The sequence below is a fragment of the Intrasporangium sp. genome (assembly GCF_040414665.1).
Taxonomy (GTDB): domain Bacteria; phylum Actinomycetota; class Actinomycetes; order Actinomycetales; family Dermatophilaceae; genus Intrasporangium.
Window position 1 is genome coordinate 1 of record NZ_JBEDUL010000089.1, and the last position, 12,609, is coordinate 12,609.

The 12,609-nt window shown below is 69.8% G+C and carries 15 protein-coding genes; 10 read left to right on the forward strand and 5 right to left on the reverse strand.

What is annotated here, in order from left to right; genetic code table 11:
- The 5 genes from ABF401_RS09955 to ABF401_RS09975 form a co-directional block, all read right to left on the reverse strand.
- Positions 1 to 551: aminotransferase class III-fold pyridoxal phosphate-dependent enzyme (locus tag ABF401_RS09955; RefSeq protein WP_353509398.1), on the reverse strand; the 551-nt coding region annotated here is incomplete at its 3' end.
- A gap of 164 nt (positions 552 to 715) precedes the next feature.
- On the reverse strand, positions 716 to 1,288 hold the full coding sequence (locus ABF401_RS09960) for a dihydrofolate reductase family protein (protein WP_353509399.1): 573 nt from the start codon (positions 1,286 to 1,288) through the stop codon (positions 716 to 718).
- Between the two features lie 31 nt (positions 1,289 to 1,319).
- Positions 1,320 to 1,760, reverse strand: coding sequence for a VOC family protein (locus tag ABF401_RS09965; protein WP_353509412.1), 441 nt, complete (start codon positions 1,758 to 1,760; stop codon positions 1,320 to 1,322).
- 27 nt (positions 1,761 to 1,787) lie between these two features.
- On the reverse strand, positions 1,788 to 2,270 hold the full coding sequence (locus ABF401_RS09970) for an SRPBCC family protein (protein WP_353509400.1): 483 nt from the start codon (positions 2,268 to 2,270) through the stop codon (positions 1,788 to 1,790).
- On the reverse strand, positions 2,267 to 2,629 hold the full coding sequence (locus ABF401_RS09975; RefSeq protein ID WP_353509401.1) for an ArsR/SmtB family transcription factor: 363 nt from the start codon (positions 2,627 to 2,629) through the stop codon (positions 2,267 to 2,269). Before ABF401_RS09975 ends, ABF401_RS09970 begins: the two co-directional genes overlap by 4 nt.
- A 222-nt stretch (positions 2,630 to 2,851) precedes the next feature.
- Here ABF401_RS09975 and ABF401_RS09980 point away from each other — a divergent pair, with 222 nt between their 5' ends.
- The 10 genes from ABF401_RS09980 to ABF401_RS10025 all read left to right on the forward strand — a co-directional run bounded on the left by ABF401_RS09980 (position 2,852) and on the right by ABF401_RS10025 (position 12,344).
- Positions 2,852 to 3,247 (forward strand): TOBE domain-containing protein, encoded by a 396-nt coding sequence (locus ABF401_RS09980; protein ID WP_353509402.1) that lies wholly within the window; start codon positions 2,852 to 2,854, stop codon positions 3,245 to 3,247.
- On the forward strand, positions 3,244 to 4,011 hold the full coding sequence (gene modA, locus ABF401_RS09985; RefSeq protein WP_353509403.1) for a molybdate ABC transporter substrate-binding protein: 768 nt from the start codon (positions 3,244 to 3,246) through the stop codon (positions 4,009 to 4,011). Before ABF401_RS09980 ends, modA begins: the two co-directional genes overlap by 4 nt.
- The gene (locus ABF401_RS09990) at positions 4,008 to 4,826 is read left to right on the forward strand and encodes an ABC transporter permease (protein ID WP_353509404.1); all 819 of its coding nucleotides are present in this window, start codon (positions 4,008 to 4,010) and stop codon (positions 4,824 to 4,826) included. Before modA ends, ABF401_RS09990 begins: the two co-directional genes overlap by 4 nt.
- Before the next feature lie 109 nt (positions 4,827 to 4,935).
- Positions 4,936 to 5,991 (forward strand): ABC transporter ATP-binding protein, encoded by a 1,056-nt coding sequence (locus tag ABF401_RS09995; RefSeq protein ID WP_353509405.1) that lies wholly within the window; start codon positions 4,936 to 4,938, stop codon positions 5,989 to 5,991.
- Between the two features lie 43 nt (positions 5,992 to 6,034).
- Positions 6,035 to 7,186, forward strand: a complete 1,152-nt coding sequence (locus tag ABF401_RS10000; protein WP_353509406.1) for an acyl-CoA dehydrogenase family protein — start codon at positions 6,035 to 6,037, stop codon at positions 7,184 to 7,186.
- 24 nt (positions 7,187 to 7,210) lie between these two features.
- Positions 7,211 to 7,975: an SDR family NAD(P)-dependent oxidoreductase gene (locus ABF401_RS10005; RefSeq protein ID WP_353509407.1), complete on the forward strand. Its 765-nt coding sequence runs from the start codon at positions 7,211 to 7,213 to the stop codon at positions 7,973 to 7,975.
- A 152-nt stretch (positions 7,976 to 8,127) separates the two neighbouring features.
- Positions 8,128 to 8,625, forward strand: a complete 498-nt coding sequence (locus tag ABF401_RS10010) for a SigE family RNA polymerase sigma factor (protein WP_353509408.1) — start codon at positions 8,128 to 8,130, stop codon at positions 8,623 to 8,625.
- Positions 8,622 to 10,046: an RAD23 family protein gene (locus ABF401_RS10015; protein WP_353509409.1), complete on the forward strand. Its 1,425-nt coding sequence runs from the start codon at positions 8,622 to 8,624 to the stop codon at positions 10,044 to 10,046. Before ABF401_RS10010 ends, ABF401_RS10015 begins: the two co-directional genes overlap by 4 nt.
- Positions 10,047 to 10,569: 523 nt before the next feature.
- Positions 10,570 to 11,064 (forward strand): SigE family RNA polymerase sigma factor, encoded by a 495-nt coding sequence (locus ABF401_RS10020; protein WP_353509410.1) that lies wholly within the window; start codon positions 10,570 to 10,572, stop codon positions 11,062 to 11,064.
- Positions 11,061 to 12,344 carry a hypothetical protein gene (locus ABF401_RS10025; protein WP_353509411.1) on the forward strand — a complete coding sequence of 428 codons (1,284 nt, stop codon included), beginning with the start codon at positions 11,061 to 11,063 and terminating at the stop codon, positions 12,342 to 12,344. The genes ABF401_RS10020 and ABF401_RS10025 overlap by 4 nt, the downstream gene beginning before the upstream one ends.
- Positions 12,345 to 12,609: the final 265 nt, after the last annotated feature.

Sequence of the window (12,609 nt, forward strand, 5' to 3'; positions counted from 1 at the left end):
GCCCGGTAGACCTCGCCGGCGAAGGGACCGAACTTGTGCTTGTAGGGCATGTTCTTCGCGGTCAGCGCCATGGTGAGGTTGGTGCGCCCGTGGTAGCCGTGGTCGAAGGCGACGACCGCTTGCCGGCCGGTCACGTGACGGGCGACCTTGACGGCGTTCTCGACGGCCTCGGCGCCAGAGTTGAACAGGGCGGAACGCTTCTCGTGGTCGCCGGGGGTGAGCTCGTTGAGGGCGTCGCAGACGTCGAGGTATTCCTCGTAGGGCGTCACCATGAAGCATGTGTGCGTGAAGTCCGCGACCTGCGCCTGGACCCGCTCGACGACGCGCGGGGCGGCATTGCCGACGCTCGTCACGGCGATGCCGGACCCGAAGTCGATGAGCTGGTTCCCGTCGACGTCGACGAGGATGCCGCCGCCGGCGCGCTCGACGTAGACCGGCAGCCCGGTGCCCACCCCGGCGGAGACAGTCGCGGATTTCCGCGCCTGCAGTTCGATGGACCTGGGGCCGGGGATGGCGGTGTGGAGGACACGCTGTTGGGTGACGTTGGTCATGGGGGCACTCTAGATGCGGTCGTATGCCGCTGTGCTCGCTCCCGCTCGACGCGCCCTCCGCGCCGCCCCCCGTCCCCATCGAGTGTGCAGTTCGCGCCACCCCCTTCCCCCTCGAGTGTGCAGTTCGCGACGCGTGGAGGAGGTCGCGAACTGCACATTCGACCCTAGTGTCGGACCCGGTAGCGCAGGTGGACTGCTTGGGGCGCCTGCCGCGACTCCACGAGCTCGAACTGAACGTGCTCCCCGAGGTCGAGGCCCTGGAAGGCAGGAAGGCCCGTACCAAAGAGCACCGGCACCACATGGATCGACAGCTCATCGACGAGACCGGCCTCGAGGTACTGCTGTGCAACGTCTGCGCCGCCCATCACGGTGACCACCCCGTCACCGGCGGCGGCCCGGGCCTGCGACAGGGCAGACTCGATGCCGTCCGTGACGAACTGGTAGACGCCCTCCTCGGGAGCTGTCGCCGGTGCCGAGTGCGTCACGACGAAGACCGGTCGGCGAGCCGGCCCGGAAGGGCCATCCGCTCCCCACCAACGAATCGAGTCGTCGTAGTTGCGGCGACCCGTGATCACCGCACCCAGTGCTGCGATCTGCTCCTGGAGGTACTCGGTGTCCTGCGTCCACTCGTGCAGCTGCTCACCTCCGACGCCAAGCGGCTCGTCGGCGGTGCGGCCTCCTGCCGTCATGTAGCCGTCGAGGGAGATGCTCGTGTCAAAGACAACTGTGGCGTTCATGGTGCTTCCTTCTGTCGTCAGGTTTCGGCTCTCAGGTTTCGGCACCCTCGGCGAACCGACTGCGGTGCTCGTGCGGGATGAGCGGGGTCTCGCCGCGGGCCTTGAGCTGCTGCACCGCCCAGGTGTTGCCGTCCGGGTCGGTGAAGCCGAAGAACGTGCCGCCGTCCCGGGGGTCGATGACCTGGATCTCCGAACACTCCACGCCCCGGCTCACGAGCTCCGACCGGGCCGCCTCGGCATCGGCCACGCAGAGCTGCACGCCGTGCAGGGAGCCCGGCGCCATCTCGTTCTGCGAGGGCAGGTTGCCGATGACGATGGAGCATCCGGAGCCTCGCGGCGTCAGCTGGGCGACGTGCATGAACTCGTTCTGCGTCTCGTGGTCGAGGTGGAACCCGACCTGGTCCCGGTAGAACGCGGTCGACCGAGCCAGGTCCGAGACCGGCACGATGACGACCTCGAGGGTCCAGTCCATGGGCGTAGCCGTCGTCATGGCCGGGAGTCAGGCGTTCGCCGAGGCGGTCACGAGCTCGTCGAGGCGCTCGTAGCCCTCGCGCATGCCCGTCTCCATCCCGCTGGCGACCATCGCATCCCGGCCCTCGACGGTGCGCCCGATGGAGCGGCCCTCGAGCCGGCAGCGGCCGTTGCCCAGGTCGACGAACCGCATGAACTCGATGGCGACCTCGTCGGGCGCGCCCTCGAACTCGAAGGTCTGGATGGCGAGGTCGTTCTCGCGGACCGTGTGGAACGTGCCGTGGAAGCCGAACTCACCGTGATCGGTCTTGTGGACGTAGCGGTAGCCGCCGCCGGAACGGAAGTCCCAGCGATCGACCTCCATCACGTAGCCGCGCGGGCCGAGCCACTGCTTGACGAGCTCGGGGTCGCGATGGGCGTTGAAGACGGCCTCGACCGGCGCGTCGAACTCGCGGGTGAAGTCGATCCACGGGACGTCGGCGGGGATGTCGAGCCTCAGTTCGTTGCTCATTTCTGCTTCTCCTCTGGTTGCGGTGGGTTCTGCTGGGCGAGCAGCGCGTCCAGCGCACGGAACTGCTGCTCGTGGACGAGCCGGTAGCGGTCGATCCAGGCCGTGAGGGCCTCGAGCCGCCCCGGGTTGAGGTGGACCGGTCGGCGCTGGGCGTCCCGGGTCCGGGTGACGAGGTCGGCCTGCTCGAGCACCTGGATGTGCTTGCTGACCGCCTGCTTGCTGATCTGGAAGGGCTCGGCGAGCTCGTTGACCGTGGCCGGTCCGCGGGACAGCCGAGCAATGATCGCCCGACGGATCGGGTCGGCGAGCGCCGCGAACGCACGGTCCAGACGCTCCTCCGCCGCCCCGTCGTAGATCACTAATCAACCTCCTCCTTGATCAACCAATAAGTTGATTACACTCCCTTGCCCACGCCCCTGTCAACCCCTTCACCGCAACACGCCCGGAGATATGGAGCTCGAGCCTGAAATTTCCGGCGCGGGTTCCGCAGTGCCGGGCGTGTTGCGGAGGGAAGGGCGTGGTGCGAAGGAGGGGACGCTCGGGGGTCATGGCGGCGCAGATGCGGAGATATGCTTCGGCCCATGCCGCATCTGCGTATCAGCGAGGCAGCCGCCCTCCTCGGCGTCAGCGACGACACCGTCCGCCGCATGGTCGACTCGGGCCGCCTCGACGGGGGCCTCGACGAAGCCGGCCGGCGCACCGTCGACGGCGCCCAGCTGGCCGCCGTCGCCCAGGAACTCGCCCACCCCGCCGAGATCGGGACCATCGGCGGCGCGTCAGCGCGCAACCGCATGCGCGGCATCGTCACGGCGGTCACGAAGGACAAGGTCATGGCGCAGGTCGAGCTGCAGTGCGGCCCGTTCCGGATCGTCTCGCTCCTGTCCAGCGAGTCCGTCGACGATCTCGGCCTCGAGGTCGGGTCCGTCGCCGTCGCCTCCGTCAAGGCGACCAACGTCGTCGTGGAGGTCCCCGCATGAGAAGGGCAGGTCGGCGCGGACTCAGCTCAGCGGCATACGGCATCGTCGTTCTTGCTCTTGCCGCCTGCGGCAGCTCGCCCGCCGGAAGCGCACCGACGGCGACCAGCCACACCGTCACCGTGCTGGCGGCGGCCTCCCTCACCGAGTCGTTCAACCGGCTCACGGCCGACTTCCAGGCCACCCATCCGGGGATCACTGTTGCGGCGTCCTACGGCTCGAGCGCGACCCTGGTCCAACAGGTCAACCAGGGCGCCCCGGCGCAGGTCATCGCCCTCGCGGGCGAGGCTGCGGCCGAGCCCCTCGACACGAGCCTGGTCAAGAAGTCGAGCATCTTCGCCAGCAACGTCCTCGAGATCGCCGTCCCCCCGGACAACCCCGGCGGCGTCCACGACATCAACGACCTGGGCAGGGCCGGCCTCAAGGTCGTCCTCTGCGCCGAGACGGTGCCGTGCGGCAAGGCGGCCAATGCGACCTTCAAGAAGGCGCGGGTCGTCCCGTCGGTCGTGTCCCGCGAGGTCGACGTCAAGGCGACCCTGGCCAAGGTGAAGCTCGGCGAGGCCGACGCCGCGGTCGTCTACCACTCCGACGTCGTCGCCGCCGATGGCGCGGTCAAGGGCGTCCCGATCCGCGACCCGTTCAACACGAGCCTGCGCTACCCGATCATCACGCTCGCCGACGATGCCGCGACGGCCGAGTTCGTCACGTATGTGCTCTCCGCCGAGGGTCTGGCCACCCTGCAGTCCTTCGGCCTCGGGGCGCCGTGAGCCTTCGGGCGGCGTCTAGCGCCACCAAGCGCCCGTATGCCGCTGAGTGGCGTTCCAGGGTCGCCCTCGGCCTCCCTGCCGGGCTGGGTCTCGCGCTGCTCGTCCTGCCCCTCCTGGCCCTCCTGCTCCAGGCCGACTGGGGGCGGCTGCCCAGCGACCTGTCCGACCCCACGGCGCTGCTGGCCCTGCGGCTCTCGCTCCTGACCACGACGACGACGGTCGCCCTCTGCCTCGTGCTCGGTACGCCCCTCGCCTGGCTGCTCGCCCGCAGCGAGCACACCGCCGTGCGATGGGTGCGCGCGGTGGTCACCGTGCCGCTCGTCCTGCCGCCGGTCGTGGGGGGCGTCGCCCTGCTCATGACGTGGGGGCGGAACGGCCTCGTCGGCCAGCACCTGACGGCCTTCGGGGTGCAGATCCCGTTCACGACGGTCGCTGTCGTCCTCGCCGAGACCTTCGTGGCCCTGCCGTTCTACGTCCTGGCCGTCGAGGGCTCGATGCGGGGTCTGGACCCGCGCCTCGAGTCCGTCGCGCGGACCCTCGGGGCGAGTGACCTGCGCTACCTGCGGACCGTGGCGCTGCCCCTCATCCTGCCCGGCATCGCGAGCGGGGCGGCGCTGGCGTGGGCGCGGGCGCTCGGCGAGTTCGGGGCCACCCTGACTTTTGCCGGCAGCTTCCCGGGTCGCACCCAGACGGCGCCGCTGGCGGTGTACGCCGCCCTCGAGCAGGACCCCCAGGTCGCGATCTCGCTGAGCATCGCCCTGCTCGCGGTGAGCATCCTCGTCCTCGGGCTGTTGCGTGGCAGGTGGTTCCGATGACCGGCCCCGCCCCCGCGCCCCCCTCCCTTCCTTCCCGCAACACGCCCGGCAGCTCGAAACTCACCGCGCTGCAGCACTGGTCAGTTGCTCGTTTCCGGGCGTGTTGCGGATGAGTGGGGGGCTCGAGGCGCGGCTCCGGCTGACCCGCGGCACCCTCGACCTCGACGTCGACCTGCGGGCCGAGCCCGGACAGGTCATCGGGGTGCTCGGGCCGAACGGGGGCGGCAAGACCTCCAGCGTCCTCGCCCTGGCCGGCGTGCTAAGCGTGGAGTCGGGACATGTCCGGGTCGGTGCCGAGAGCTGGGAGGACAAGGGCCGCCGCCTGCCTCCCGAGGCGCGGCACGTCGGGCTCATGCTCGCCGACCCGCTGCTCTTCCCGCACCTGCGCGCCGTCGACAACGTCGCCTACGGTCCGCGCAGCCGCGGCGTCGCGCGCGGCACCGCTCGAGAGCGGGCCCTGGCGGAGCTCGACCGGGTGGGGCTCGCAGCACAGGCGCATGCCAAGCCACGCGAGCTGTCGTCCGGCCAAGCGGCGCGGGTCGCCCTCGCTCGCGCCCTGGCGACGGACCCGGCGCTCCTCCTGCTCGACGAGCCACTCGCCGCACTCGACCCGGACACGCGCGCGAGGACACGCTCCGAGCTGGGAGCCCGCTTGGCGGCATACGGCGGAGTAACGATCCTCGTGACGCACGACCCGCTCGACGCGCTCACGCTGGCCGACCACCTCGTCTTCATCGAGAACGGCACCGTCAGTCAGTCGGGGAGTCCCCATGACGTGCTCCGCGAGCCCCGCAGCGCCTACGTCGGCACGGTGGTCGGCCTGAACCTCTATGCGGGACAGGGCGACTCCCACGGGCACGTGACGGTCGACGGCAACGGCCTCCTCGTCACCACTGACCCGACCGAGGGACCGGTCTGGGCGGCGTTCGCGCCGAGCGCCGTGTCCCTGCACCGGCACCAGCCCGAGGGGTCGCCGCGCAACACGTGGCGCCTGCGGATCAGCGACGTGACGATGCAGGGGCAGTCCGCCCGAGTCGGCTTGACCGGAGCCATCGACCTCACGGCCGAGGTGACGCTGGAGTCCATCGCGGCCCTCGGGCTCCACGTTGGGCAGGACGTCTGGGCTGCGGTCAAGGCCACCGAGGTGCGGACCTACCCCCGATGAGCGAGTTTGAGGCACATTTCTTTGACGTCCTAGTATCTGGACCATGCCAGCGACGAGGCTGATGCCCACCGACGAAGCCGCCGACCTCATCGAGCTGACCCGCGAGATCTGTCGCAAGGACCTCGCGCCGCAGGTGGACGAGGCGGAGCGCAGGCACACCTTCCCGGAGCAGGTCTTCCGCACCCTCGGCGGGGCGGGCCTGCTGTCCCTGCCCTACCCCGAGGAGTACGGCGGCGGAGGGCAGCCGTATGAGGTCTACCTCCAGGTCGTCGAGGAGATCGCATCGGCGTGGATGAGCGTCGCCGTCGGCGTCAGCGTTCACAGCCTGACGGCCTATCCCGTCGTCACCTACGGCACCGAGGACCAGAAGCAGGCCCTCCTGCCCGAGATGCTCTCCGGCAACCAGCTCGGTGCCTACTGCCTCTCCGAGCCGCTCGCGGGGTCGGACATCGCGTCGATGACGACGAGGGCAACGGCCTCCGACGACCGGACGAGCTACTCCCTCAAGGGCACCAAGGCGTGGATCTCCCACGCTGGTCATGCCGACTACTACACGACCTTCGCCCGCACCGACGACACCGGCGGCAAGGGGCTCTCGACGTTCATCGTCCGCGCCGACGCCCCGGGCCTGACCTTCGCCGAGCCGGAGAGGAAGATGGGCCTGCACTGCGACCCGGTCTCGCAGGTCCTCTTCGACGGCGTCTCTGTCGACGCCACGCGCCGGATCGGCGAGGAGGGCCAGGGCATCATGATGGCGCTCTCGGCCCTCGACTCTGGGCGCCTCGGGATCGCCGCCGCCGCGACCGGACTCGCCCAGGCCGCCCTGGACCAGGCCGCCACCTATGCGAAGGAGCGGCAGCAGTTCGGGCGCCCGATCGGGAGCAACCAGGGCCTTGCGTTCCTCATCGCCGACATGGAGGCGGCCGTCACCACCGCACGGGCCGCTTACCTCCACGCGGCCAGACTCAAGGACGCCGGCCGCGCGTTCAGCAAGGAGGCGGCAGTCGCCAAGCTCGTCGCCACGGACGCCGCGATGAAGGTCACCACCGATGCGGTGCAGGTGCTCGGCGGCGCCGGCTACACCGAGGACTTCCCGCTCGAACGCTACCTGCGCGAGGCCAAGGTGACGCAGATCTTCGAGGGCACCAACCAGATCCAGCGCCTCGTCATCTCCAGACACGTCCTCGCCAACTGACCGGCTGACCCCGAAAGGCCTCTCATGCAGCTGAACTCGTCCTCCGTCGCCATCGTCACCGGCGGAGGCTCCGGCCTCGGCGAGGCGACCGCCCGTCGCCTGCACGCGGACGGGGCCTCGGTCGTGCTCCTGGATCTCGAGTCCTCTCGGGCCGCCGAGGTCGTCGCCGACCTGGGCGAACGGGCCGCTTACGTCGCGGCAGACGTGCGTGACGAGAACCAGGTCCTGCAGGCCGTCGAGGCCGCGAGGGCACTCGGTGAGCTGCGCGTGGCGGTGAACTGCGCGGGGGTCGCGACGCCGGGTCGAGTCATCGGGCGAAACGGCCCGCTCGCACTCGACACGTTCAGGACGGTCGTCGACATCAACCTCGTCGGCTCGTTCAACGTCATGCGCCTCGCGGCCGCGGCCATGCTCGACAACGAACCGCTCGATGGCGACCGCGGGGTCATCGTCAACACGGCGAGCATCGCCGCCTTCGACGGGCAGATCGGACAAGCCGCCTACGCGGCCAGCAAGGCCGGCATCGCAGGCCTCACCTTGTCGGCAGCACGGGATCTGGCGGACAAGGCGATTCGCGTCATGACGATCGCACCGGGCACGTTCGAGACGCCGATGCTCGCCGGCCTGCCGGAGGAGACCCGTCACGTCCTGGAGCAGCAGGTGCCGCACCCGTCCCGCCTCGGCCAGCCCGCTGAGTACGCGAGTCTCGTGCGCTACATCGTCGACAACCCGATGCTCAACGGTGAGGTCATTCGCCTCGACGGCGCGCTCCGCATGCCGCCTCGTTGACAGACCATCACGTATGCCGCTGAGCTGACTCCCAGCTGGACGTCGACCCCCGCACCTCCCGTAGTTTGGGCGATGCAACCCTTCAGCGCCCTCGCCTCGTCTTGAACTCGAGCGCACGGTGCGACGAGGGTGACGACAGGGGGAGACCGAGGATGCGACCGCCCGACGACGAGTTCGCTGCCTACGTCACGGCGCGGCAGGACGACCTCGTCAGGTTCGGCTACCTGCTCACCGGAGACCGGATGGCGGGCGAGGACCTGGCCCAGATCGCCTTGGCGAAGCTCTACCTCAGATGGGACACGATCCGGCAGGCCCAGTCCACCGACGCCTGGGTCCGCCGAGTCATGGTCAACGAGCACACCTCCTGGTGGCGGCGAGCCTGGCGACGCCGCGAGACCCTCGACGTCGACCCCACCCGTCAGTCCGATCGCCGCGGGGCGATCGACCCGCCGCCCGTCGACCGGGAACTCTGGGCGCAGGTGATGGCGCTGCCGCCGCGCCAGCGCGCCGCGGTCGCCCTCCGGTACTACGAGGACCTCACCGAGGCCCAGACCGCCGAGATCCTCGGCTGCTCCGTGGGCACCGTGAAGAGCCAGGTCCACCGCGCCCTCGCCACGCTCCGCACCAAGCTCGAGGAAGTGCCCGCATGAACGCCAACCAGGTCCCCCAGCGCTCGGACGTCGAGCGCGAGGTATCGGCAGTGCTGCACGGCCACCTCGATCCGATGGGGGCGTCGACGAACCTCAGCGACTCCGTGGTCGCGCGCTCCCGCACGATCCGACGCCACCGCCAGGTCGCGACCGGGGCCGCGGTGGTCGCGGCCGCCCTTGTCGTCGCCGCGCCGCTGACCTGGACCACGTTGCGCGGCGGAGCCGACCACGGGCTCCCCGCCGGTCCGTCCGTCGTCTCGACCGACCCCCCCACAACGACTGCGTCGACGAGCAGTGCCCCGGCTACCCCACGGGCGTCGGCGGCTGGCGACCCGACGACCGGCCCGACGACCAACGCGCCGCAGACGACCCCGTCACCGGGGACAGCGACAGCCCCTGTCACGGTCCCCACCTTCGCCATTCCCGACAGAGCAGACCTCACCGTCTCGGCGAGCACGCCGCTCCGGCAGGGATCGGCGGGCGACGTGATCTGGAGCGCCGGCAAGACCGTCCATCGCGACGGTCGCACCTTCACTCTCGAGGTGGGCGACGCGTGGCAGTACCTCCCGCTCGCAGGAGGAAACGGTCTGGTCATCGATGGCGCCAACGACAGGGAACGAACGGTGCGCCTACTCCGCCCTGACGGCAAGGTCCTGCGTGACCTCGCGAGGATCCCGGCGACTCATGTCGGGGTGTCCTCGGCTGCGAGCGCCGACGGCTCCACCGTGGCGCTCTATGCCTTCAGTCCAAACGGCCGCAAGCGCAATGACGCGATCATCTACGCCTGGGACTCGACCGGCCGGGAGCTCGGACACAAGAGCAACCTGGTGCACACCGCTCACCTCGCCGGCTGGTACGGCGACCGGGTCTTCCTCGGCAACCGCACCTCGAGCCACAGCTACACGTGGGACTTCGCGACGAACTCGATCGACAACTACTACAACGGTGGGTCCTTCGGCACCGTCAACGCCGCCGGCTTCGCCGCGGCCTTCACCCCGACCCGGGACGGATTCACCGGCTGCACCGAGATCCTCGATGTCACCGGGACGACGGCCAAACCGCTCTCCAGACACTGCGGCGACTTTCAAGCCTTCGGCCCGAGTGCACTCTCGCCCGACGGGCGCTACCTCGCCGGCTCGAACGCCTACCAGGACGGGTTCGCGGCCACCGCCGTCCGGGTGCTCGACACGCGCACCGGACACGTGGTCCTCCATGCCACGAAGGCGGCGTTCATGAACTTCGGCTTCACCCGGGACGGATTACTCGCGCTCGACGTCCTCAAGAGCGCCGGGGCGAGTGGCTCTGTCCAGGTGCTCGGCCACTGCAGGCTCGACGGGGCCTGTCAACGGTTCACCGACGAGGTCGCCACACCCGATGAGCTGGCTCCGCCCATGCGGGTCCACCTCCTGAACGCCCGCTGACCAGCACCCTGTTGAGTGTGCAGTCCGCGCCGCACCGCCCCGTCGAGTGTGCACTCCGCGCCGTCGCATGGCGGCGCGGACTGCACACTCGACGAGATGAGGGCCAGCGCGAAGTGCACACTCCTATGCCAATGGACGCGCTCATCGCTGCGGTCGCACTCGAGGCGGGAGCGACGCTCGCGACCCCAGACGTCAACGGCTTCACCGGTATTGGGCTCGACCTCATCAACCCCTGGGTCGAGGCCTGAAGTAGCCGCTGGTAGGGGTCGTATGACGGGACGACCTCGCCGTCTGCGCGCCCGGCCCAGCAGGACCCTCGCAGGTCATCCCGTCAGTTGTCCCCTCTCGTTCGGCGCGGAGTGCACACTCGACTGGGAGTCAGCCCGTCGCGGAGTGCACACTCCGCTGGGAGTCAGCCCGACGAAGCGGGGGCTCGGCCGGGTTTGGTGTTGAAGCGCGGACAACCTTGTGGGGCGGTGGGAGCGTATTGATGAGGTCCGCACCACCGACAGGGGAATCACAGATGGGTACCGAGGAGCGTGAGGCTGACTTCACGGCCTACGTCCGAGCCAGGCAGCGCCACTTCGTGCGCTTCGCCTACCTGCTGACGGGCGACCCCCACAGCGCCGAGGACCTCGTCCAGAGCGCGTTCGCCAAGGTCTACCGCAAGTGGGACTCGATCCATGGGTCGCCCGACGCGTATGTGCGCCAGACGATGATCAACGAGCACAACAGCTGGTGGCGCAGGACCTGGCGGCACAAGGAGGTGACGGGCAGCGACCTCATCACCTACGCCGACCCACCAGCGCCTGCCGACCGATACGCCGACGACGACCTTCGCGCGCACATCCGCAATCTGCCGGCGCAGCAACGAGCCGCGATCATCCTGCGCTACTACGAGGACCTCACCGAGGCCCAGACCGCGGAGGTGCTCGGAATCTCCGTGGGCACCGTCAAGAGCCACACGAGCCGCGGGCTGAACGCCCTCCGGATCACGATGAAGGAAGTCACGGCATGACCCCCAACGAGCTGGACCTGCGCCAGACCCTGCAGGAGGACGCCTCGCGGATCGACGCCACCGGGGACTTCGCCACTGCTGCCATCGGGCTGGAGCGTCGCCGGACCCGGCGCCGCACGACCCTGACTGCCGCAGCCGCTGCCCTGGCGGCCGTTGTCGTGCCATTCCTGTTCTGGTCACCGAACGGCCCCACGGGTGGTCTTGCCCCCGCGACGAGCCCCAGTGCCTCGGTCTCGCCGACGCCGTCGGCGACCGGGTCGGCCACACCCACTCCCTCCATGACCAGGTCGGCGGATCCCGTCCCCACGACGCCAACCGCCCCGACCACGGAGGCGCCGAGCACGAACGTGCCCGTCACCGCGACTGCGCAGAACACCTACGCCCTCGACGACACCATCGTCGTCGAGGGACGGGTCATCACGCTTGACCGCGGCACCGTCGTCAACAGGTTCTCGGTCCTCTCGAATGGGGGCTTCGTGCTCGAGTCACAGCTCGGCAGCAAACCGACAGAGCTCGAGATCCTCTCCCCCGCAGGCAGGACGATCACGACCGTCAGCAGGCAGGGCGGCTCGTACGTCGCGTCCCGCGACGGCAGCATCGTCGTCGCCGAGACGCGGTTCGAGGGGCCCGTGGTCGTGCTGTCCCCCGATGGCACGGAGCTCGCACGTCGATCCGGAGCGGGGAGCCCGGTCGCCGTCGTCGGCGAGTACGTCTACCTCGGCGGCCAGAGCGCGGAGCACACCACGGAGTGGAACTACCTCACCGGCGAGACCCGGAAGCTGCCGCGGTACATCACCGCGGTCAGCACGGATCGGAGGGTCGCCGCCCTCGATCGGCCGCTGAACGACGGCTACGACACCTGCTGGGCCGTCGTCGACCTCACGCAGGCGAGCTTCCCGATGGTCAGGGAGCACTGCGGGCGCCAGGGCAACCCACAGATCTTCCGCCCGCGGGAGTTCTCGGCGGACGGCACGTACCTCGTCGGCGAGAAGTACATCGACGGCGGCTACTGGTTCATCCCGGCGGTCTACCGGGTGAGCGACGGCACGGACATGCTCGGCGGCACTCCGGAGAAGCCGATCGCCGGATGGAGCTGGCGGCTCGACGACGACGGGACGTCGATCGTCATCTCGAGGGACACGGCCCCCGACGTCACCGTCGACCCGGCGATGAACACCCTGCAGCGCTGCACGCTTGCGATGGCCTGCACGACCCTCCAGCAGGAGCTCCCGCTGACCGACAGCCTCGGAATGCAGCCCCGCTACATCGTCCCGAGGTGATCCAGTGCGACGGAACCACCCACCGTGTCTCGCTGACTCGGAAAGCGAGCCCAGCGGCATACGGCCTGATCGGCACGGGAAAGCGAGATGCCGCCCCGTCGGCCGGCGACAGGGGGAGCGCCGGAACCGACGAGGCGGCATCAACTGCCACGAGATGGATCTCGCAGCGCCCGGCGGTGCGGTTGACCGCCACCGCCCGGCCCGGCGCGCACCCCTCCACGAATGCGCGCCGGGCGCCTTGGCAACCGTCTCCCAAGGAGACGGC